Consider the following 21,286-nt stretch of genomic DNA (forward strand, 5'->3'; position numbering starts at 1 on the left):
CCAGCTGAAGTGAGCTCCAGGCCGCGCGTGCCGCGCGCGGCCTGACATGACCAACAAGCCGGCCGCGCTGACAAGGAGCGACTGGCGGCAAGGAGAAGCGAACCGTTCGATGTTACGATTCCTGCTCGTGCGCATAGCCTCTGCGATTCCCATTCTCTTCATCCTGAGCGTGGTGACCTTCGCGATCATCCAGGCACCACCCGGCGACTACGCCGATTATATAAGATCCCAGCTGATCAACCAGGGCGGCGCGTCCTATGCCCAAGCCGAAGCGCAGGCGCAGCTCTACCGGGTCGAACACGGCCTCGACAAGCCGATGGTCGTCCAATACGTCAACTGGATCGGCGGGATAGTGACCCGCGGTGATTTCGGCTACAGCATGTTTTACAACAAGCCGGTCGCCGATGTCGTCGGCGAACGCCTGCCGCGGACATTGCTTCTGGCGCTCGTCTGCCATCTCCTTGCCTCGGTGCTCGGCATCGGCTTCGGCATCTGGGCGGCGACGCGACAATATAGCTGGATCGACAGCCTGCTTTCGGGAATTTCCTTCCTCGGCATGACCGTGCCCCGCTTTCTGATGGCGCTGATCATCGTTTATCTCCTGGTCTTCCAGCTTAACGTCTCCGAAATCGGCAGCTTCTTCTCGCCGCAATATGGCGGCGCGCCCTGGTCCTGGGCGAAGTTCGCCGATCTGGTTCACCATGTCTGGCCGGTCGTGGCGATCGCCACCTTCGGCGGGCTCGCCTACAATATGCGCGTCATGCGCGGCAATCTGCTCGATACGCTGAATGCCCAATATGTCGAGACGGCCAAGGCCAAGGGGCTTTCCGGCGCAGCCGTGGTGATGCGCCATGCGGTGCCGAACGCGCTGCACCCGCTGGTGATGTACCAGGGCGTCGTGCTGCCCTACATGCTGACCGGCGAGATCGAAACCGCGATCATTTTCGCCTTGCCGACCGTCGGCCCGGCGATCGTCGGCTCGATGGCGGTCGGCGACGTCTATGTCACCGCCACCTTCATGATGGTGCTGTCGGCGACGCTGATCGTCGGCAACATCATCGCCGACATGCTGCTCGCCCTGCTCGATCCCCGTGTCCGCCAATATGGAGGAGCCTGAGATGCTGGCTTTCGACTCCGCGCCGCCTCCACCGACGACAGAACTTTCCATCAACAAGCCATCGCGTGGGCATGAAAGCTATATCGCCCTTGTCTGGCGCCGGCTGAGGCGCTCCTGGACCGGCATGGCAGGGCTGGTGCTCGTCGTGCTGTTGATCGTCATGGCGATCTTTGCCGGTTTCTTTGCGCCGATGGACCCGAAGGCGACAGATGTCGGATTCGCGCCGCCGCAGGTGATGAGCTTCCACGACAAGGACGGCAATTTCGTCTTCCAGCCGCGCGTCTATGCGCTCTCCGATTCCGAAGAGCTCGATCCCGTCACCTTCCAGCCGATCGTCGGCATCGACTACGATAACCCGCGGCTGCTCGGCTTCTTCGTCAAGGGCGCTGAATACCAACTCTTCGGCCTGATCCCCGCCAGCCGGCACTTCTTCGGCTCGACCGATGGCCAGCCGGTGCATTTCCTCGGCACCGACAAGTTCGGCCGCGACGTGCTGTCGCGCGCCATCATCGGCTCGCGCATTTCGCTGACCATTGCCCTGACGGTGGTCTTCATCGTCACCATCATCGGCACGACCGTCGGCATGGTATCGGGCTATTTCGGCGGCACCTTCGATATCTGGTTGCAGCGTTTCGTCGAACTGGTACTCGCCTTCCCGCAGCTGCCGCTCTATCTGGCGCTGACCTCGCTGATCCCGGTGACGGCGCCGACCAATGTCTTCCTGGCCTTCGTCATCGCCGTCATGTCGGCGCTCGGCTGGGCGCAGATGTCGCGCGAGGTGCGCGGCAAGACCTTAGCGCTCGCCCGCATCGATTATGTCAGGGCGGCCATGGCCGTCGGCGCCACCGACACGCGCATCATCATGCAGCACATCTTCCCGAATGTGATGAGCCACGTCATCGTCGCGGTGACGCTGCATATACCGAGCGTCGTGCTCTTGGAATCCTTCCTCGGTTTCCTCGGCTTTGCGGTCAAGCCGCCGCTGATCTCCTGGGGGCTGATGCTGCAGGATACGGCGACCTATTCGGTCATCGGCTCCTATCCCTGGATTCTCTCCCCCGTCGGCTTCGTGCTCGTCACCGTCTTCGCATTCAATGCGCTCGGCGACGGATTGCGCGACGCGGTCGATCCTTATTGAGGTGATTGATATGGCTCTCGCACTGGTCAATTCCTTCGCCCCGCCCGTTCGCCACGACCATGATGGCCGTTCGGACACACCGATTATCGACGCCCGCAACGTGGCGGTGAATTTCAAGGTCGAAGACGGCATGGTCGAAGCCGTCAAGGACGTCTCCTTTCAGCTCTATCGCGGCGAGACGATCGCGATCGTCGGCGAATCCGGTTCGGGTAAATCGGTGACGGCGCGAACGGTGATGGGACTGTTGTCGAAGCGCGCCGTCGTCTCCGAGAAATCGACGGTTGCCTATGACGGCAGCAACATTTTGAAATTTTCCGAGCGGGCGCGCCGCAAGCTGCGCGGCGACCGCATCTCGATGATCTTCCAGGAGCCGATGAGTTCGCTGAATCCGATCTATACGATCGGCAGCCAGATCGTCGAAGCGATCCGCGTGCATCGCCGGATCAGCAGGAGGGATGCGCAAAAGCGGGCGCTCGAACTGCTCGAACATGTGCAGATCCCCGATCCTGCTGCGCGGCTCATGCAATATCCGCATCAGCTTTCCGGCGGCCAGCGACAGCGCGTGATGATTGCCATGGCGCTTGCCAACGATCCCGACGTTCTGATTGCCGACGAGCCGACGACGGCGCTCGACGTCACCGTGCAGGCGCAGATCCTGAATCTCATCCGCAACCTGCAGAAGGAACTGGGGATGGCCGTCATCCTCATCACCCACGACCTGACGGTGGTGCGGCAGTTCTCCGATTATGTCTATGTGATGCAGTACGGCGAAGTGCGCGAGCACAACACCACCGAAGCGCTGTTTGCCAATCCGCAGGACGCCTATACCAAGCATCTGCTTGCCTCCGAGCCGCGCGGCCAGGCCAATCCGCTGCCGGAAGGGTCGGATGTCATCCTCGATGCCAAGGGCGTGCGGGTCTCCTTCATGATGCGTCACGGTACTTTTCTCAAGCCGGCGATGCGTGAGCTTGTCGCCGTCGACAGCCTCGACCTGACGCTGCGCCGCCATGAGACGCTCGGTCTCGTCGGCGAATCCGGCTCCGGCAAGACGACATTCGGCCAGGCGATCCTGCGGCTGAACACACCCGACAGCGGCGAGATCCGTTTCGACAACCAGCCGATCCATGGCCTGTCCAGAGCCGAGATGCGGCCCTTGCGCGCCCGTATGCAGGTGGTGTTCCAGGATCCGTTCTCATCGCTCAACCCGCGCATGACGATCGGCCAGATCATCGAGGAGGGGCTCGTCGTCAACCGGCTGGGCGCGACCAAGGGCGAACGCCAGGACCGGGTGCGCGAGGCGCTGATTGCCGCCGGCATGCCGGGCAATATCCTGTCGCGTTTCCCGCACGAATTTTCCGGCGGCCAGCGCCAGCGCATCGCCATTGCCCGCGCCATCGCGCTCGAGCCGGAATTCATCCTGCTCGACGAGCCGACATCGGCGCTCGACCTTTCCGTCCAGGCGCAGATCATCGAACTCCTGCGCAAGCTGCAGGACGAGCGCGGCCTGAGCTATCTCTTCATCTCCCACGATCTCAAGGTCGTCAGGGCACTTTGCCATCGCGTCATCGTCATGCAGCATGGCAAGATCGTCGAAGAGGGCCCTGTCAATGAAGTTCTATCCCATCCCAAGACCGCCTACACCGAACGGCTCGTCAAGGCCGCTTTCGAGGTAGCATGATTACCGAATGCCGGAGGCTATAATGGCAAGAAATCCCAAAATCACCTTTATCGGAGCAGGCTCCACCGTCTTCATGAAGAACATCGTCGGCGACGTGCTGCAGCGGCCCGCGCTGTCAGGCGCGACGATCGCCTTGATGGACCTCAACCCGCAGCGGCTGGAGGAAAGCGCCGTCGTCGTCAACAAGCTGATCTCGACGCTTGGCGTGAAGGCGAAGGCGGAAACCTATTCCGACCAGCGCAAGGCGCTTTCGGGCGCCGATTTCGTCGTCGTCGCCTTCCAGATCGGCGGCTACGAGCCCTGCACGGTCACCGATTTCGAAGTGCCGAAGAAATACGGGCTGCGCCAGACGATCGCCGATACGCTCGGCGTCGGAGGCATCATGCGCGGGCTTCGCACCGTGCCGCATCTCTGGAAGGTCTGCGAGGACATGCTCGCCGTCTGCCCCGAGGCGATCATGTTGCAATATGTCAACCCGATGGCGATCAACACCTGGGCGATTGCGGAGAAATATCCGACGATCCGGCAGGTCGGCCTCTGCCATTCGGTGCAGGGCACGGCGATGGAGCTCGCCCATGACCTCGACATTCCCTACGAGGAAATCCGCTACCGTGCGGCGGGCATCAACCACATGGCCTTCTATCTCAAATTCGAGCATCGCCAGGCCGACGGTTCTTACCGCAATCTCTATCCGGATCTCCTGCGCGCCTATCGCGAGGGCAGGGCGCCGAAGCCCGGTTGGAACCCACGCTGCCCAAACAAGGTGCGCTACGAGATGCTGACACGGCTCGGCTATTTCGTCACCGAAAGCTCGGAGCATTTCGCCGAATACACGCCCTATTTCATCAAGGAGGGCCGCGACGACCTGATCGAAAAATTCGGCATTCCGCTCGACGAATATCCGAAGCGTTGCATCGAGCAGATCGAGCGCTGGAAAGGGCAGGCGGAGGCCTATCGTTCGGCCGACAAGATCGAGGTCGCGCCGTCGAAGGAATATGCCTCCTCGATCATCAACTCGGTCTGGACCGGCGAGCCCTCGGTTATCTACGGCAATGTCCGCAACAATGGCTGCATCACCTCGCTGCCCACGAATTGCGCCGCCGAAGTTCCCTGCCTCGTCGATGCCTCCGGCATCCAGCCGACCTTCATCGGCGACCTGCCGCCGCAACTGACGGCGCTGATCCGCACCAATATCAACGTCCAGGAACTGACGGTGCAGGCGCTGATGACAGAAAATCGCGAGCATATCTACCACGCCGCGATGATGGACCCGCATACGGCAGCCGAACTCGACCTCGACCAGATCTGGTCGCTGGTCGACGATCTGCTCGCCACCCACGGCGACTGGCTGCCCGAATGGGCCCGCACGACCCGCAAAGTACAGGCCGCCTGACACCCCCTCTCCCGGGTGAGGCGTCAAGAAGCCCCGCGGTCGCAACAACCGCGGGGCTTTTTGCGTGAGGATGGGGCCGATCTACTCAATCAACAAAATGGTCCTTGAAAGCGATACCGTTCGATCTCACTTGATATGCTGACTTCAATTTTGAACTGACAGCTCCTTGCCAAAGAAGCTGCCGCCGGTGCTCAGCTAAGACGCCTAGTGATGTCGGGGAAACCAGCTCTGATTCCGTCTGCGCGTGCTCTTGACGCGACCCGCATCTCCAATCGAATGAGGTGACTTTATGACGCAATTCTTCGAAACTACTCAAGGAATAATGGTAATGGGAGCGCTGATTGCTGCCGGTGGCTTAACAGCTGGCGCCTGCATCCCCACAGTAATTCAGTTCGCAAGAAAGCAGATCAATCGACGCCCAAGAAGCGAGGCGAGAAATCTGGCAATGATGACGGTGTTGGCGCTCGACGACTTCGCCGGAGCGAGCTATGCGGCAGTCCGGGACATCCCAGAATTCAATCCGATGGATGAAGGCGAATTCGTGTTTCACGTTCCGGATCCTGTCCTTTCGCTTCCGAAGGACGCCGATTGGAAGCTTTTCACTACCGAGTTGTCAGACGAAATCTTGTGGCTCTCGAACCGGGTCAAGAACCTCAACTATGCGTTGGATAGCCTCGATCTCTCTAGGCCCGGCTACGATGGCTTCTTTGAAAAGCGCCAGGAAGGTTATGCGGGTCTTGCAGCCGAGGCCATGGACCTGATTGAGCGCATGCTCGAAGAGTTCGGTCTGACGCTGCCTGCCAAGCCTGACTACTATCGCCAGCGTGAAGGGCTCGTATCGGCGATCCAAAGCGTGGGAGAACGAGGCTCCGGCCGTCGAACGACTGGGACTGTCACGCGATCGAACGGATCGAATGTCCTGTACCTATTTCCAAAGGCAGGCGATGAAGCCGAGTGATTTAAAGGAACCGCGCTGCCGAACAAATTGAGCTAACAATGACGTGTGGTGCTAAGAAGATCGGCAGTGCGAGATCGGAGTTGGTCCCGCACGTGGTTGGCTTTGTCGATCAGATCTACTCGAATGGCCGTCTCCCGAAGATCAGTTTAGTTCGGAGGCGGTCGCTCAGCGTTCAGGAAATTGACGCGAAGCTGCTTTCGTACTGGCAGTCTGACCTCACGATCAATCAGTTGCCCCAGCCAATTTGGAACCGATCAAACCGAACCTCGCTCAACGGCTGGTTGGAGGGGCCCAGCCTTACCGAACGAAGAACGAGACGAAGCTCGGGGGAATAGTATTGTTCAAAAATAATCGGAGGCAATCCCGTCAGTTGGAGGCGGCTGTTGATGGCCCAAACTTTGTAGGAACAAGACGCGATCGTTTCTTCTCCCCAGCCGTCGAACCTAATCATAGTGGCGCCCGAAACGGATTTTTTGCCATTGATGAAAAGCGTAGTCTCGGATTGCCAGTTCTTCTTCTGTGGTAGATCGTCTAACGCAATCGCATTGGCGTATTTCAGCTCATGCGTCCCGCTGGCACTAACTCTCTTTTCGACGAGCAAGGGGTGCAAATATACAGCCGACACCGGCTGCAGTGAACGGTTACGCTCCATCAGCCGTTGTTCGGTGAGACCCGGACCGTCCGGCTTGTAGAACGCGGAAAAGAAAGGCACTTCTCTGGTAAGCAGCACGCCCTGTTGGGTTTCTTTAGCGCTCAAGCAATTGCCAGAGGCGGGCGCCGCCAATGTTAGTCCGACCAATAGGGACAAACCTCTGAGCAAGATCGACATTCCAGATATCCCTCATCGAGACTGTGACGCTTTTGGCCTGACCCGATGTCACACGACAGCATGAACACCCGACCTGCCACGCTATGCAGCACCTGCGATCCGTGGGTGGTAAACGCGGTGAGGTCTCGTCGGAGCCGTGACCGAGTCACGTAACGGGCGGAACTCGTGGCGCAGGATCTTGCCGCCGGCATCGATGAACGCCACGCGTTGCGCGCGCTCGCGGGCAAAGCCCATTTCGTGGGTCACCATCATCATCGTCATGGCTTCCTCCGCGACAGCGACCATGACATCGGATAGAGCGCCGAGGTTGGTTCGTCGTAAACAGCCAGGCCGTGTTTCTAAAGCGGTCGAAACACCCTCTATCGGCTAGTAACCGCCCATATTGCCGCGAACAGGGCCAATCCCCAGCGGCTGTGCATAGGTCGTGTTGTCCGATCCACTGGTTGCGCATCCTGAGAGTGTCATGAAGACGATTGCTGCTACGGCAAAAATGTTTTTCAGAGGCACGGCGTTCTCCGATCATGGCAGGCTGCCCAGGCCTCAAGGGCCACGCCGAGGACTTTCCGTTAAATCACCTGCAATGGCAAGCGCGTGGTTGGCTGGCGGCAAGTAGCGATACGGCCTCTTCAACCGTCTGCCTGACTGGATAGTCGCTCGGCGAGGCATCTTTGCCCAGCACGCTGACATGGATATCGGTGCTGCTGGTGAACGCCCTGACCCAAGTCCCTTGGGGGGCGTGGTCGGCCAGCGCAGAAAACCACAACCCGCCAGTTGACCAGCAGGAACCAACTGCTCCAGAAATCTGCCCCCTCAAAATGTCAGCCATAGTCGATGCCGCGGGAGCAGCGGCCCGACAGTCCGGCGTGGGGCGTCGCGCGTGCCATCCGCGACGGGGATCGATGCATCCCCGACCAGCACGTCAGATGGTGGCCTTTCGCTTCAATCAGCCAAAGAACGCACGAAGCTGCGCGAAAAACCCGCTTGGTTTGCAGCCTGCCATCTTTCGCAAACGGCGAGCGACGACTGCCGCGCTGACGCGTTCACCGAAATGGCAGAAGCACACAAGATCATGCAATTGCTCATCGCTGAGTTCGAAGAACCGTTTGGCCTCTCCATAACTGTCGTTTTCCATTCCTGCCGCCCGCAGCATGGGATCAGCGAATGCAACAGAGATCGGGGTGCCGTCAGCCCTGAGAGCAAGCCGATCGGCCATCGGCTGATACTCGGTTTCGTGAAGTGTCTTGAGAAACGGTCTGGGGCTGCCTTCGAGACTTTCGGCCCAGCGTTCAAGCCGTTCGCGCCAAGTCATTTCAAGGCGCTTGCAGGTCGGGCTGACAGTTGCGATGCTTTTCAACTGGTCTAATGCGTACTGTTCCATTTCGGCCTCCTATCTCCGGAAAAATAGATGGTCCGCCTCCCGAAAATAGCGTCGCTCAGGTCGCAGCCGATGTCCAATCACGATTGAAAACGGCACCTGCGTTGAAGTGGAACGGAAGCCGGAATCGACGACACGCCGTTCGCGCGGCTGCCTTGAGGCTCCGCTGAGTTGGCGGTCTCGGGTCATTTTCAACTGGATTTGTCACCCGCCGCGTATCGCAACAATGCACCATCGCGCGCATTCTCAGATCCCTGACCCATAGAGCTCCTGGTCATCGTCGCCTTCCCAGGGGGAGGGCATCGAGGTGCGATTGAGGTTGGCCGAGGGCATGGGCATCCAACACTTCAGTTCCGGCTCGCCATATTCGATAATATGCCCGGGCGAGGAGTCAGAGGCGCGCCAGCCTTCTGCGCCGAACTGATCGCCATTCGACCAATAGGCGAGGTCAACTTCTGCCGGCCCCTGTTCGGACGGGCGAATTGTGACGAGGATCCGGCTACCGTCTCTCGGTGCGCTTGCCATGTCGCGCCAGCGGTCTGTGTCGTCCATCGTTTCCTCCTGCCTCGCTACAGGTTGCGAGTGTCGCCTCGCCATCGGAAACGGTCAATTGAAAGTTTGCACCAGCCCTTCAATGTCGGACCCGGAAGAACTCTGACTCGCTCCATGGTAATTGTTAGAGGCCATGATGCCCGTCGCCGCTCACCTGCAAACGGCCGTATTTGAAGGGGCGGTGCATCCTCAAAGTCCAGGACAAGCGGATCGTGCGTTCCCTTGGAAATTAAAGAATGATTTTAGAAGGCAGATTACGGCCGGCAGATTCCATTTCTTCCAAGACGACCAGCGAAGTACTCTTTCTGGACTTGCTCAGTCGTGGAACCGCATCCAGCGGCTTGGGCAGGTTCCCTTGCCACAGCTAAACATTATTTCGCTCAAGCTTTTCTAGATGCTCGGAGCATACGGTTTTGACCAACTCAAGGAGCTTGGCCGTTCGCTCCCCAAGCCAAATAAGGGCTTCTTCGGTGATCTCGAAATGCGCAGAATACCGTGCCTTCACGTAGGCTTCGTTTAGCGTGTTGAACCAGGCACGTTCTTTGTGCTGATCGCGAGGAAAGGCCTCGATTAGGCGTCGGTCCTGCTCCTCGGCAAGCGAGCGGAGGAACTTGATGTTGTGGGAAGGCGGGCCGTAATTGGTGAGTGTAAGCAGGACACAGGAAAACGCCTGCTCGATCGATTGATGAAGCTCAAAAGCCGCCACGCGGAGCTCTTTCTCGCTGACGTAGAACCGAAATCCCTTTAAAAATGCCTGCGCGAGCGAATACCGATCCGAGTTGTGCTCTTTCGCCACCCGTAGTCGATCTGCCGGCGAGAGTGGTGCCGGCTCGGGAAGCGCTTCATCGTCGAGTTCATAAAGAACGATGCCTTGCTTCCGGATGTCGGAGAAGAAATACTGCCCTTCCTTGATGTAGGTATTCACCTCGCGTCTGGAATGCACGATGAAACTCACCGGCGTCTCGATCGACTTGTCGTGGATCAGTCGGTCAGCCGCCTTATGCCAGTATTCAGCGAATTCGCAGAGCTTGCGGTTGTTGACGATGATCAAGAGATCGAAATCGGAGCGGTATCCCTTCATCGTTGTCGGGCGAAATGAAAAACTGACCCCCTAACGAAGCGAAGAACTGACCCCTCGTATCAACACGAGGAGTGATGGATGACGATCGAGATTTCGTTGCATCCTGCATTGTCGCGAACGATGCAGGGCGGGGATATGCTTCAGGCTGATGAGGTGGTGGCAATGTTGCGGCTACATGAGCTCGGTTGGGGTGCCAAACGTTTATCGAAGGAATTTGGATGCGCGCGCAACACGGTTCGCCGATACCTTCGAGAGGGCGGAGCTGCACCGTTTAAAAAGCCTGATCGGCGCAGTGCGTTCGACGGGCTCGATGATTGGCTTCGCGAGCGTTTTTTCCGGCATGACGGCAATGCGGATGTGATCCGCCAAGAGTTGGCGAGCGAGCACGGCATTATCATCGGTCTGCGTTCTGTGGAGCTTCGAGTACGGCAGTGGCGGCGAGAGCTAAAGGCACAAAAGCGGGCGACGGTCCGCTTCGAGACAGCACCCGGCCATCAGATGCAGATCGACTTCGGCGACACGAAGGTGTGGATCGGCGGCGAGCGGGTTCGGATCCACCTGTTCGTAGGAACGCTTGGTTATTCGCGGCGGATGCATACTCGCGCGTCGCTCAGAGAGAGGCAGGCAGATTGGTTTGAAGGCATGGAAGGTGCTTTCCTTCGGTTTGGCGGGGTTCCGGCGGAAGTCTTGATCGACAACGCAAAGGCACTCGTTGAGCATCATGATGCGGTAACGCGGGAAGTGAGGTTCAACGCGCGACTGCATGCCTTTGCCCGATATTGGAGCTTCACGCCGCGGGCCTGCGCACCGTATCGGGCCCGCACGAAAGGAAAGGACGAGCGCGGGGTCGGCTACGTCAAGAAGAACGCGATCGCCGGCCGGCGCTTCGAGAGCTGGGCCGAGTTCGAAGCGCACCTGGATCGATGGACACGCGAAGTTGCCGATCAGCGTGAACACGGCACCACCGGTGTCAAACCGGCGGAACGTTTTGCCGACGAAGCCAAGGCGCTCCGCCCGCTGGCCGGACGGGCACCCTTCGGACAATTGCGGGATCTTGTTCGCAAGGTTCAAGCCGATTGCGCGATTGACCTCGACACCAACAGCTACTCCGTCCCTTGGCGCCTGATCGGCGAAAGCGTTCAGGTCGTGGTGCTGGCCGGCCGCGTGATTATCCGTCACGCCGGCCAGGTCGTCGCCGACCATCCCCTTTGCCGCGGGCGGCGACAACGGATCGAGGATCGGGCGCATTTTGTTGGCGTGGCCGGCTTCGAGGGGCCGGTCCGTAAAGAATCCATCGAGATCGCTCCCGCTGTCTTGCTGCGGCCGCTTGCCGAATATGAGGCGGTGGTCGGAGGAGGCTGGTGATGACGAACGTGGATCATGATTTACTGATCGCAACGCTTGACCGGCTGAAGTTGACGGCAATTCGCGACCAGCTCGACACCTTGCTGGACGAGGCAGCGCGTTCGAAGATGACATTACGTGAGGCTCTCGCCTTCCTGGTGTCGCGCGAGATCGCCCGGCGCGACGAGCGGCGCATCTCCATGTCAAGCAAGCTGGCGCAGTTCCCGTTCGTGCGCGAGCTCGACGGCTTCGACTTCGAGGCGCAGCCGTCGCTGGATCGGGGGCAGATACGAGAATTGGCAACTTGCCGCTGGATCGCTCACGGCGACACGGTCCTGTTCCTCGGCCCGCCCGGAACGGGTAAAACCCATCTGGCCGTAAGTCTGGGACGTGAAGCGATCCGGCAGAATTACAACGTCCAGTTCGTCACGGCGGCCACCCTGGTGGCGATGCTGGCGAAGGCTCACAACGACGGCTCGCTCGACAAGCAGTTGACGATCTTGTCGCGACCAAAACTGCTGATTATTGACGAGTTGGGCTATCTGCCATTCGAGGCCAACGCCGCCCATCTGTTCTTCCAATTGGTCTCGCGGCGTTACGAGAAGGGATCAATCCTGATCACCTCAAATCGCTCCGTGGGCGAATGGGGAAGTGTTTTTGGGGATCCCGTGGTCGCCACGGCGATATTGGACCGCCTGCTTCACCACTCGACGGTGATCACCATCCGGGGCGACAGCTACCGGCTTCGCGAAAAGCGCCGCTCCGGCCTTCTGCAGAAGGCCGGAGCGGCGCTTGAAACCAACGAAACCGCAAACCAATGAAGGGGGTCAGTTCTTCAATTCGGCAAAGGGGTCAATTCTTCGATTCGCTTGACAATCGTGAAAGGTTCATCGACCCATCCGCCCTTGGCGTAGGAGCCGAATAGGATGATTTTTAGAATTCTGCCGCGCTTCTTGAAATCAGCCGTGCCTTCCTTCAGCGCATCCTCGAATTCCTCATGGAGGATCTCGAGAACCCGGCCGAGTTCTCGCTGTTTGCGAAGGGGCATATGGTTGAGGGATGATTTCATCTTGGAGAGCAATGATCGTGGGGCGGCTTGAAATAGTTTTGACAATTTAGGCTCTTGGCCGATTCTACACTGGTTGCCCTAAACCACAAATCGTAAATTGACTGATGATCCGTCCTAGAAAAAGGAGGCGGCGACATGACCTTTCACGGCTCCGCTCAAGCCGGACCGCGAACAGGTGACAATGAGACGCGATACCGGAAGTTGAGCGTACACTATTGCCCGCCCACTTTTCAACTGTCCCCAGACGGGCAGGCCACGCCGTTGAAGCGCGTCATGCCGTCGAGCGATTGCCGACTGGTTACAAAACCGCGACATCCGTCCGGGCCATCGTTACCGACATCGATCTGCTCGATAACGCCGGCGCTGCCCGTCGACGGGTTGGCCCAAGCAAGCGCAGATGCACCGACCGCACCGCGACCGACAGTATCTGCGATCACCGCTTGATCGGTCAAAGGCGTCTGATGCCGGATTGCTGACTGGGCGAGGGGCGTTAACCTTGCCCCCAAGTTTTATCCAGTTTTGAGTTCGCTCCAGCGGTTTTTGGTTGCTGTTGTTGGTTCGGTAGCGGCGGGTTGCGGAGCCATTTCGGCTGCGCAGCACCGCATCACGTCGCGGGTTGAGTGTCTGAGCGAATTCGGCCGGTGTCAGCCAGCCAAGGCCTGAATGCGGGCGTTGATCGTTGTAATCGCTACGCCAGTTTGAAAGCGCAGACCGGGCATGAGCAAGCGACGAGAACAGAGTTTCATTCAAGAACTCGTCTCGCAGCCGCCCCGTTGAAGCTTTCGATAAAAGCGTTTTGGATCGGCTTGCCAGGCTCAATGTAATGCCAGTCAACCTTGGTCCGGTCCGCCCATTGCAGGATCGCGTTGCTGGTGAACTCGCTGCCGTTGTCGCTGACGATCATCCTCGGCTTGCCGCGCTACTCGATAATCCGGTCAAGCTCCCGTGCGACGCGAAGACCGGAAGCGATGTATCGGCGACGAGCGCCAGGCACTCCCTCGTGCAATCATCGACGACGGTCAGAATCCGCAACCTGCGCCCATCGGTGAACTGATCCGAACGAAGTCCAGCGACCAACGATCATTGGCCGCCATCGGCACCAGCATCGGCGCTCGGGTGCCTATCGCTCGCTTGCGACCGCCGCGCTTGCGCACCGTCAGTTTCTCCTCCCGATAGAGCCGGAAGAGCCTCTTGTGGTTCACGAGGTGACCCTCCCGCCGGAGCAGCACATGAATGCGTCGATATCCGAAGCGGCGACGTTCATGCGCCAACGCCTTCATTCGCTCGCGAAGCTCATGATCATCGTCGCGCCTGGTCTCGTAACGGACCGTCATTCGGCAAAAACCAATGGCTCTACACGCCCGCCGTTCGCTCATCCCATGATGGCTCATCAGATGCGCGACAGCTTTCCGCTCGGCCGCGGGCGCCACCACTTCTTTCCCAAAAGGTCTTTCAAGGCAGCATTGTCGAGCATCGCATCCGCCAGAAGCCGCTTCAGCTTCGTGTTCTCGTCCTCAAGCGTCTTCAGCCGCTTGGCCTCGGACACCTCCATGCCGCCGAACTTGGCCTTCCATTTATAGATGCTGGCATCGCTGACGCCATGCTTGCGGCAAAGCTCCGAGACCGGCGTGCCTGCCTCGTGCTCCTTCAATATGCCGATGATCTGTTCGTCTGTGAAACGATTGCGCTTCATCCTCTGGTCCTCTCAACGGGGCAAGGTCAGCTCATGGGCCATCTGAGGGACGCGATTCCGGCTCGCGGATTTGCTATGTCCACTTCCGTCTAACCTTCCACTTGAATTGCGGCCATAGCGTCCTGCCCGGCTTTTGGTCCTGCCAGGCTCGCGCCGCCGGCAACGGTTTTGCCGTCCTCCACTGCGTTGCGGCCCTGCGGGTGCAGGCAGCGCTTGCAGCCCGGCTTTCGGACTGCCGTAGCAGGTCGCGATGGCCGCGACCTCGAAACGGAGGTTCAGACATGAGCACGCAGCAATCCAATCAACGATCCGATATTTACAGCCGCATCACCGCCAGGATCATCGCCGATCTCGAACAGGGCGTGCGGCCATGGACCAAGCCCTGGACGACGGGACATGCGGCAAGTGAAGTCAGCCGGCCACTGCGCCACAACGGCCAACCCTATACCGGGATCAACGTCCTGCTTCTCTGGTCCGAAGCCATTGCCCGCGGCTTTGCCTCGTCGAGGTGGATGACGTTTCGCCAGGCAATCGAACTCGGCGGTGCCGTTCGCAAGGGCGAAACCGGCACGACCGTCGTCTTCGCCAGTTCGTTCATCCGCACCGAGACCACCGAGACGGGCACCGAGGTCGAACAGGACATTCCGTTCCTCAAAGCCTACACGGTGTTCAACACCGATCAGATCGCCGGACTTAATGGCCGCTTTGACGATGTCGCAACTGTCCAGGATCCGATGAGCCGCATCGGCAATGCCGGCCGCTTCTTTGCCAATACCGGCGCGCTGATCCGGCACGGAGGATCGGCGGCCTATTATGCCGCTCAGCGTGACTACATCCAGATGCCGTGCCTGGACGCCTTCAGGGACGACGCCGCCTATGTCGCCGTCCTCAGCCACGAGATGACGCATTGGACCGGCGCACCGCGACGGCTTGATCGCGATCTCAGCCGCTACGCGAAAGACCGGAGCGATCGCGCCCGCGAAGAGCTCATTGCCGAACTCGGCAGCGCGTTTCTCTGCGCCGATCTCGGCATCGTCCCAGAGCTCGAACCACGCCCCGACCACGCACGCTATCTCGATAGCTGGCTGAAGGTTCTGGGCAACGACAAACGCGCCATCTTTTCCGCAGCAGCACATGCGCAGCGCGCCGTCGACTACTTGCATTGCTTGCAGCCGGAACTCGACGAGGAGGAGGCGGCGTGAGCCGTCTCTTCCTTCACTTGGCCATGCGAGACGCGGATCACCGCAGCGGCCGATAGCCTCGCGAACGCTTCTGGCGCAAAAGGGTGAGCAGGAGATCGATCGCTTTTAACTCGCTATCGAAGACATGGATCTTCTGGTGCCCGCGGCTGCCGATCCGTCACGAGCGATGTCCCACCAAAGAGGTTCGGCTCGATTGATAGCGCATAGAAGCGTGCCATGTTTTTGGCAGGCTCTCTGCGTTCGATGTAGTGGTGATAGGGCTGAAGTTTCATGCCGGCAGGATCGCAAAAAAACGGGGCGGCGGCGTCCAACGACATTTGTGAATCAATCGCCGCTGATTGATTCATCGTGGTGATGAGAACCACTTGGCTCATCTCTCTTGTCTGGCAAATAACCCCCGCAAATCGGGGTTGGAACAATAGTGCAACCTTATCGCGAAAAACGGCCGCTGACCGGCGATGAACAGGCAGCTCGCTGTCGCCATGCATGTTCCCGAGGGCCGTCGCTCACCTCACCGAGGCAAAGGATATCGTCAGTGCGATCGAAATGCGCTTCGGTCGCGCCCTGGATCTCGCGGAGAAACTGAAGCGGGTCGGCTTCGCAGGCTGGCGAGAGCGTGTCCAGCAGGTCGTCCGCCTTGCCGACCGCAGTCATCCAGAACCTACCCCGCAGATGGGGTTGCAGCGCTCACTGAAGTGCGGCAAGACCTTGGGCTTGGGATGTAGAAGTCTTGGCTCGGTCCACAAGTGACTGGTGGCGATGGGTCTAGGATCGACGGAAGATAGTCATGCAGGAAATGCAGGGTTATCGGCCTGCCTTTGTGATTCCTTTGTCCTTTATACGGCAAAATTCAATGAACTGCTCCGAGGTCATTGGTCGTGCCAGAGCGTAGCCTTGCAATATATGGCAACCGAGATCTTTTAGGATCTTGGCATGCTCCATTGTCTCCACGCCCTCTGCAACGATGTCGATGTTCTGCGATCGGCCGATTTCGATAATCGAGGAGACCAGGCGGCGCTGAGATGGAGACGCGATAATCGGCTTGATAATTTCGCGATCGATCTTCAGCCGTCGCGGTTCAAATCGAAGCAAACTGACGATACTGGCATGTTCGGTGCCAAAGTCATCGATCTCGATTTCGATGCCAAGCTTTTTGACGGCGGGAATGATCTCGTTGAGAACAGGTTGAAGAGCATTTAAGGAGATTGTCTCGAGCAGCTCGAAACACAGGCGACCCTTCGCTATGGGAAGCTCGGACAGTTCGGCAAGCAGATTTGCCTGCGCCAGTCGACGCGCTGAAATGTTAACCGAAACACGTGGAATTTGCATTCCCAAGCTGTCCCATCTTGTCAGCTCGAACAGGGCCTTTTGCAGGACCAGTCTATCCATGTCGCCGGTGCGTCCCAGCTTTTCCGCGACCTCCAGAAATTTGTCCGGGGCGAGCAAACCTTTTTGCGGGTGATCCCAACGGGCAAGTGTCTCGACGCCGACAATATCCAATGTGTCTGCATCGAACTGCGGTTGGAAGAATGCAACGAGCTCATCGCGATCGAGCGCATGATTGAATTCGTCCGCCAATTCTTTCGCATGGATCGCGGCGCTGCGAAGCTCTTCCGTAAAAACCGCCGCGCGGCCGCGGCCGGCCTTCTTCGCCTCGTAGAGAGCCAAATCGGCATTGAGAAGCAATTGGCCGAGGTCGCGCCCGAGAGCATGTTCACTCTCCCAGGCGACGCCGACACTTGCCCCGACAACACAGGCCGCACCGTCAATGAAGAGGGGCTGGTCGAGCGCATCGACAATCTGCTCTGCCAATGCGTTTGCCTTCGGCTCCGGATCGACACTCCAGCTGGCGAAGATGAATTCATCTCCACCGATCCGAGCCGCTACGTCGTTGGGACCAGCCAAATCGGCAAGGCGCGAAGCCGTTGCTTGCAAGACCGCGTCGCCGCCGGCATGCCCTTTGGTGTCGTTGATCTCTTTAAATCGATCCAGGTCGATATGAATGAATATCAGGCAATCTTGTGGACTGGGTCTCGGCGGTTGCGAGATCATTCGGTCGACAAATCGTCGATTGGGAAGCCCCGTCAATGCGTCATGCAATGACAGGTATTCCAGCCGCTGTCGTGCCCGAACGAGCTTTTTCTTGTGAAGGCGAAGCTTTTCGATCGTTCTTTGGCGCGATTTGGTCAGAAAGCCGATCCAGACAATCGGCGCAACGACACATAATGCCAACAGGCTCGCGTAGAACTCAAAAATGCCGATCCCGTTATTTTGGCCCCATCCCTGCTTTGGCAGTGCGGCGAGGGTCCATCGGCCATAGGTGATATCGACGGATGCCTGGACCGGTTTCCTGGAAAACGTTGCGAGGCTGCCGAAGAAAACCTGTTTGGGCGCATTCGGCTCCGGTACGGTGCTGATAGCAATCTCGAGCTCGGTCGAAGCAAGGCCACTTTCCTGGTAAAGCTTGGGTATGTCTACTATCCCGGAAAGCAGGCCCCAAAAAATCTGGCTTTTTCCGTCATTGATGTAGATCGGGTACCTGACCACAAAGCCGGTTCCACCTTGGATAAGCTCCACCGGGCCCGTCAGAACGATATTGTGCGTGTTGCGCGCCAGCATCGCGGCAGCCCGTTGCTTCTCATTGGTTCGGTAGTCGAGCCCGATGGCCTTTTCGTTTCCTTTCTCCGGATAAACCCACCTGACCACCATGTCGGGCGCGGCGGCGAAGCTTCGCAATTGTGAATCGGGCTTCAGGATCTCAGCGGCAAGTTTGGAAAATCCATTTTGGTCCATCGCCGGATTGACGGCGATGCCAGCCGCCAGTCCCTGCAACAGCTTCACATTGCTGTTGAGGTTTGTCTGAAGCCGTGAGGATATGGTGGCAAGCTCGCCGGCAACGATCGAGCGTTCATCGGCCAGCGATCGCTCCAGCCGCCAGTTCGTTGCCATCCAGACGACGATTGCCGCAATAATGGCCGCAAATAATGCCGGAGCGAATGCGCTGGTATGGCTTATGACAGAGCGAGCGAGATTTCTTCGAAGTTTCATCGGGTTGCCGGCGTGGATGAGAAGCCCTCATCCTTGCACGGTTTTCTTTAAGGCAACGCTAAATCTGCCGGCGTCCTATAAAGGAAAACTGCCTATTCTTCCCGGATCCGGTGTAACGGACGTAGCATTCCCGCATCTTGCCCGCAGCGCTTATGTCGCCGGGCTGAGGTCCGCCGCCAACACCGCATCCTTGAGCGCTCGCGAATACGGATGTTGCGGATTGTCCAGGACGTTGCGCGCCTGTCCACGCTCGACGATTTCGCCTTTGCGCATGATGATGATGTTGTCGCTGATATAATAGGCGGTGGCGAGGTCGTGGGTGATGTAGACGATCGAGAGCCCGAGCTCGTTTTTCAAGCGAGCGAAGAGATTGACGATCGCCATGCGCAGCGATGCGTCGACCATGGAGACCGGTTCATCGGCCACCAGCAGGCGGGGTTGCGGGATTAGCGCGCGGGCGATGGCGACGCGCTGGAGCTGGCCGCCTGACAATTCGTGGGGAAACCGGCCTTTCACTTCTTCGAGGGTCAGACCGACGTGGACGAGGGCTGCATCCGCCATCTTCTCCGCCTGCTGGCGGTCCGGCCGGTTTCCCGAGAAGGAAAAATTGCGGGCGGTCTCGAAGAGATAACGATCGACACGTTTCAGCGGATTGAAGGCTTCGAAGGGGTTCTGCAGAACCGGCTGCACCTCTTTCATGAAAGCCTTGCGTTCGGATCGGCTATGGATGGCGACGGTCTTGCCGCTGAATTGAAGCTCGCCTTCCGTTGGTTCGGTCTGGCCGAGGATCATCGCCGCGATCGTCGATTTTCCCGAGCCGGATTCGCCGACGATCGAGAGGATCTCCGGCTCCGCTCCGAGTTCAAAGCTGACGTCCTTGACCGCCGTGATCAGCCGCCGGCCGAGCATGCCGCCCTGGCGGTAGACTTTGGTGACATGCGAGAGGCGAAGAAGAGCGCTCAAACCTGATCTCCCGAAACGGCAAAACACGCCACCCGCCGCCCCGGCTCGACGGTGACGAGCGGCGGAACCTTCTGCGAGCAGATGTCCATGCGCTTCGGACAGCGCGGGTGAAAGCGGCAGCCTTCCGGCGGCATGGCGAGGTTCGGCGGGCGCCCCTCCAGCGAAGGGCGGGCCGTCGCATCGCCGATGCGCGGCAGGCTGCCGACGAGGTGCTGCGTATAGGGGTGGAGCGGTTTGCTGAAGAGCTTGGGGGTCGGCGCTTCCTCGACAAGACGCCCGGCATAGACGATGCCGATGCGGTCGGAGACCGTCGCATGCACCCCCATGTCATGGGTGACGAACAGGAAGGACGAGCCCATCTCGCGCTGGATTTCGCGGATCATCGACAGCACGTCGCGCTGAACGATGACGTCGAGCGCGGTCGTCGGTTCGTCGGCGATGATGAATTCCGGCGTCAGGATGGTGGCAAGCGCAATGGTCATGCGCTGACGCATGCCGCCGGAGAGTTCGTGGGGATAGGCGTCGAGCAGCTGCGGATCCAGCTTCAGCCGCTGCAGGTGGATGGCGACCTTCTCGAAAAAAATTGCCTTGCTGACCTTCATGTGGCGAAAGGCGAAATCGGTGAAGGAATGCCGGATCCGGCGCACCGGATTGAGCACATTCATCGAGCCCTGCATGATATAGGACAGATGCCGCCAGCGCAGCGCCATGCGTTCTTCCGGGCTCATCGCGTAGATGTCCTGGGTGCCGCCGGCGAAATGGAATTTGACGCTGCCTGAGACGACCCGCAGCGGCGGCCGGATGGCGCCGGCGATGGTCTTGATCAGGGTGGTCTTGCCGCTGCTCGATTCGCCGGCAACGCCATAGACCTCGCCGCGGGCGATCGTCAGGCTGATATCATCGACGGCGCGCACTTCGCGATCGACGCCGAAGAGGAAGGCGCGGTAATAGGCTTTCAGATTCTGGATTTCGACCAAAGGATCCATACTAATTTCCCATCCGGTTCAGCCGGCTGCGCGGATCATTGTATTCGTTCATCGACATGGACAGCAGGAAGAGCGCCAGGAAGAGGACGACGATGACGGCGACGGGGGCGGCCACCCACCACCATATGCCTGAGATCAGCGCCGAATGCGCATTGGCCCAGTAGATCATCATGCCCATGGTCGGCGTCTCGATATCGGTGAAGCCGAGCACCGACAGGGTGATCTCCATGCCGATCGACCAGATCATGTTGTTCATCGTGGTGGCAAAGACGATCGGCAGAACATAGGGCAGGTGCTCCTCGACGAGGATCTTGCGCATGCTCATGCCGGAATAGACGCTCTGGGTGGTGAAGGATCTCGTCTTCAGGCTGATTGCGACCGAACGGATGAGGCGCGCATCGTAGGACCAGCCGAGCGAGGCCATGATGAGGATCAGCGCCGTCCAGGTCATGCTATCCTTCAGCACGAAATAGAAAAGGATCAGCAGCGGAAATTGCGGGATGACCATGACGCTGTCGTTGATCGCCATCAGCACCCGGTCGACCGCGCCGCCGGCATAACCGGCGACGAGGCCGACGACCAACGAGATGATGCGTGAAATGAAGGCGACGCCGATGCCGAAAAACAAGGTGTTCCTGAGGGCGGTCGTCAGCTGCCAGAAAACGTCCTGGCCGCGCGACGTCGTGCCGAGCCAGTATTCGCCGTCGGGCGGCATGTCCGGCGGCAGCAGATAGATGTCGGTCGCGCCGTAGGGCGAGAAATAGGACAAGATGACGAAGCCGACGATAACGGCAAAGAGCAGCAGGCCGCAGAGGAATTCCATATTCTGGCGCGCGAGGTCGCGGACAATCGTAAACATG

General features: G+C 59.1%; 16 protein-coding genes and 6 pseudogenes. 9 read left to right on the forward strand and 13 right to left on the reverse strand.

Features of this window, described 5'->3' with window-relative positions; all coding sequences use genetic code 11:
- Positions 1–109 precede the first annotated feature (109 nt).
- The 5 genes from N2600_RS30455 (at position 110) to N2600_RS30475 (ending at position 6,284) form a co-directional block, all read left to right on the forward strand.
- Complete coding sequence (locus N2600_RS30455) at positions 110–1,117, forward strand: ABC transporter permease (protein WP_170256541.1); 1,008 nt, start codon at positions 110–112, stop codon at positions 1,115–1,117.
- Position 1,118: 1 nt separating this feature from the next.
- Complete coding sequence (locus N2600_RS30460) at positions 1,119–2,255, forward strand: ABC transporter permease (RefSeq protein ID WP_260299670.1); 1,137 nt, start codon at positions 1,119–1,121, stop codon at positions 2,253–2,255.
- Positions 2,256–2,265: 10 nt separating this feature from the next.
- On the forward strand, positions 2,266–3,933 hold the full coding sequence (locus N2600_RS30465; protein WP_260299671.1) for an ABC transporter ATP-binding protein: 1,668 nt from the start codon (positions 2,266–2,268) through the stop codon (positions 3,931–3,933).
- 22 nt (positions 3,934–3,955) lie between these two features.
- Positions 3,956–5,326: an alpha-glucosidase/alpha-galactosidase gene (locus N2600_RS30470; protein WP_260299672.1), complete on the forward strand. Its 1,371-nt coding sequence runs from the start codon at positions 3,956–3,958 to the stop codon at positions 5,324–5,326.
- Between the two features lie 289 nt (positions 5,327–5,615).
- Positions 5,616–6,284 carry a hypothetical protein gene (locus tag N2600_RS30475; RefSeq protein WP_311319313.1) on the forward strand — a complete coding sequence of 223 codons (669 nt, stop codon included), beginning with the start codon at positions 5,616–5,618 and terminating at the stop codon, positions 6,282–6,284.
- A 226-nt stretch (positions 6,285–6,510) separates the two neighbouring features.
- Here the strand turns inward: N2600_RS30475 and N2600_RS30480 are convergent, their stop codons facing one another.
- The 5 genes and pseudogenes from N2600_RS30480 to N2600_RS30500 form a co-directional block, all read right to left on the reverse strand.
- The gene (locus N2600_RS30480; protein ID WP_260299674.1) at positions 6,511–7,113 is read right to left on the reverse strand and encodes a hypothetical protein; all 603 of its coding nucleotides are present in this window, start codon (positions 7,111–7,113) and stop codon (positions 6,511–6,513) included.
- A gap of 171 nt (positions 7,114–7,284) precedes the next feature.
- A pseudogene (locus tag N2600_RS34550) lies at positions 7,285–7,419 on the reverse strand (histidine/lysine/arginine/ornithine ABC transporter ATP-binding protein); the annotation flags it as partial.
- A 637-nt stretch (positions 7,420–8,056) separates the two neighbouring features.
- Entirely contained in the window at positions 8,057–8,491 is a 435-nt protein-coding gene (locus N2600_RS30490) for a hypothetical protein (protein WP_162115252.1), read from the reverse strand.
- Positions 8,492–8,734: 243 nt separating this feature from the next.
- Positions 8,735–9,040 carry a hypothetical protein gene (locus tag N2600_RS30495; RefSeq protein WP_260299676.1) on the reverse strand — a complete coding sequence of 102 codons (306 nt, stop codon included), beginning with the start codon at positions 9,038–9,040 and terminating at the stop codon, positions 8,735–8,737.
- 364 nt (positions 9,041–9,404) lie between these two features.
- Positions 9,405–10,130, reverse strand: a pseudogene (locus tag N2600_RS30500) (HEPN domain-containing protein); the annotation flags it as partial.
- A gap of 69 nt (positions 10,131–10,199) precedes the next feature.
- On the opposite strand from N2600_RS30500, the gene istA reads away from it, so the two are divergent.
- Together istA and istB are read left to right on the forward strand one after the other, a co-directional pair.
- Entirely contained in the window at positions 10,200–11,486 is a 1,287-nt protein-coding gene (gene istA / locus N2600_RS30505; protein WP_260297571.1) for an IS21 family transposase, read from the forward strand.
- Positions 11,486–12,286 carry an IS21-like element ISSme2 family helper ATPase IstB gene (gene istB / locus N2600_RS30510; protein ID WP_162119685.1) on the forward strand — a complete coding sequence of 267 codons (801 nt, stop codon included), beginning with the start codon at positions 11,486–11,488 and terminating at the stop codon, positions 12,284–12,286. The genes istA and istB overlap by 1 nt, the downstream gene beginning before the upstream one ends.
- 53 nt (positions 12,287–12,339) lie before the next feature.
- Here istB and N2600_RS30515 read toward each other — a convergent pair.
- The 3 genes and pseudogenes from N2600_RS30515 to N2600_RS30525 form a co-directional block, all read right to left on the reverse strand.
- Positions 12,340–12,534 (reverse strand): annotated as a pseudogene (locus tag N2600_RS30515) (nucleotidyltransferase); the annotation flags it as partial.
- Positions 12,535–12,764: 230 nt separating this feature from the next.
- Positions 12,765–12,986, reverse strand: a complete 222-nt coding sequence (locus tag N2600_RS30520) for an RT0821/Lpp0805 family surface protein (RefSeq protein ID WP_260299677.1) — start codon at positions 12,984–12,986, stop codon at positions 12,765–12,767.
- Between the two features lie 57 nt (positions 12,987–13,043).
- Positions 13,044–14,227, reverse strand: a pseudogene (locus N2600_RS30525) (IS3 family transposase).
- A gap of 281 nt (positions 14,228–14,508) precedes the next feature.
- Here N2600_RS30525 and N2600_RS30530 point away from each other — a divergent pair.
- Complete coding sequence (locus tag N2600_RS30530) at positions 14,509–15,429, forward strand: ArdC family protein (RefSeq protein WP_162116192.1); 921 nt, start codon at positions 14,509–14,511, stop codon at positions 15,427–15,429.
- A gap of 37 nt (positions 15,430–15,466) precedes the next feature.
- On the opposite strand, the pseudogene N2600_RS30535 reads toward N2600_RS30530, so the two are convergent.
- Positions 15,467–15,701: pseudogene (locus N2600_RS30535) on the reverse strand (WGR domain-containing protein).
- Between the two features lie 219 nt (positions 15,702–15,920).
- Here N2600_RS30535 and N2600_RS30540 point away from each other — a divergent pair.
- Positions 15,921–16,179: pseudogene (locus tag N2600_RS30540) on the forward strand (hypothetical protein); the annotation flags it as partial.
- A gap of 54 nt (positions 16,180–16,233) precedes the next feature.
- On the opposite strand, the gene N2600_RS30545 reads toward N2600_RS30540, so the two are convergent.
- The 4 genes from N2600_RS30545 to N2600_RS30560 all read right to left on the reverse strand — a co-directional run bounded on the left by N2600_RS30545 (position 16,234) and on the right by N2600_RS30560 (position 21,285).
- Positions 16,234–18,477, reverse strand: a complete 2,244-nt coding sequence (locus N2600_RS30545) for a bifunctional diguanylate cyclase/phosphodiesterase (protein WP_260299678.1) — start codon at positions 18,475–18,477, stop codon at positions 16,234–16,236.
- A 150-nt stretch (positions 18,478–18,627) separates the two neighbouring features.
- The gene (locus N2600_RS30550) at positions 18,628–19,440 is read right to left on the reverse strand and encodes an ABC transporter ATP-binding protein (protein WP_260299679.1); all 813 of its coding nucleotides are present in this window, start codon (positions 19,438–19,440) and stop codon (positions 18,628–18,630) included.
- Positions 19,437–20,426 carry an ABC transporter ATP-binding protein gene (locus N2600_RS30555; protein ID WP_260299680.1) on the reverse strand — a complete coding sequence of 330 codons (990 nt, stop codon included), beginning with the start codon at positions 20,424–20,426 and terminating at the stop codon, positions 19,437–19,439. Before N2600_RS30555 ends, N2600_RS30550 begins: the two co-directional genes overlap by 4 nt.
- A 1-nt stretch (position 20,427) precedes the next feature.
- On the reverse strand, positions 20,428–21,285 hold the full coding sequence (locus N2600_RS30560) for an ABC transporter permease (RefSeq protein ID WP_162115258.1): 858 nt from the start codon (positions 21,283–21,285) through the stop codon (positions 20,428–20,430).
- Position 21,286: the final 1 nt, after the last annotated feature.

The organism is Rhizobium sp. WSM1274, assembly GCF_025200775.1.
In the GTDB taxonomy this organism is placed as follows: domain Bacteria; phylum Pseudomonadota; class Alphaproteobacteria; order Rhizobiales; family Rhizobiaceae; genus Rhizobium; species Rhizobium leguminosarum_I.

Coding starts and splice junctions, on each gene's coding strand:
- N2600_RS30545 (WP_260299678.1), bottom strand. CDS start 18,477: ATGAAACTTCGAAGAAATCTCGCTCGCTCTGTCATAAGCCATACCAGC.
- N2600_RS30480 (WP_260299674.1), bottom strand. CDS start 7,113: ATGTCGATCTTGCTCAGAGGTTTGTCCCTATTGGTCGGACTAACATTG.
- N2600_RS30470 (WP_260299672.1), top strand. CDS start 3,956: ATGGCAAGAAATCCCAAAATCACCTTTATCGGAGCAGGCTCCACCGTC.
- N2600_RS30555 (WP_260299680.1), bottom strand. CDS start 20,426: ATGGATCCTTTGGTCGAAATCCAGAATCTGAAAGCCTATTACCGCGCC.
- N2600_RS30490 (WP_162115252.1), bottom strand. CDS start 8,491: ATGGAACAGTACGCATTAGACCAGTTGAAAAGCATCGCAACTGTCAGC.
- N2600_RS30530 (WP_162116192.1), top strand. CDS start 14,509: ATGAGCACGCAGCAATCCAATCAACGATCCGATATTTACAGCCGCATC.
- N2600_RS30455 (WP_170256541.1), top strand. CDS start 110: ATGTTACGATTCCTGCTCGTGCGCATAGCCTCTGCGATTCCCATTCTC.
- N2600_RS30475 (WP_311319313.1), top strand. CDS start 5,616: ATGACGCAATTCTTCGAAACTACTCAAGGAATAATGGTAATGGGAGCG.
- N2600_RS30495 (WP_260299676.1), bottom strand. CDS start 9,040: ATGGACGACACAGACCGCTGGCGCGACATGGCAAGCGCACCGAGAGAC.
- N2600_RS30465 (WP_260299671.1), top strand. CDS start 2,266: ATGGCTCTCGCACTGGTCAATTCCTTCGCCCCGCCCGTTCGCCACGAC.
- N2600_RS30460 (WP_260299670.1), top strand. CDS start 1,119: ATGCTGGCTTTCGACTCCGCGCCGCCTCCACCGACGACAGAACTTTCC.
- N2600_RS30560 (WP_162115258.1), bottom strand. CDS start 21,285: ATGTTTACGATTGTCCGCGACCTCGCGCGCCAGAATATGGAATTCCTC.
- istB (WP_162119685.1), top strand. CDS start 11,486: ATGACGAACGTGGATCATGATTTACTGATCGCAACGCTTGACCGGCTG.
- istA (WP_260297571.1), top strand. CDS start 10,200: ATGACGATCGAGATTTCGTTGCATCCTGCATTGTCGCGAACGATGCAG.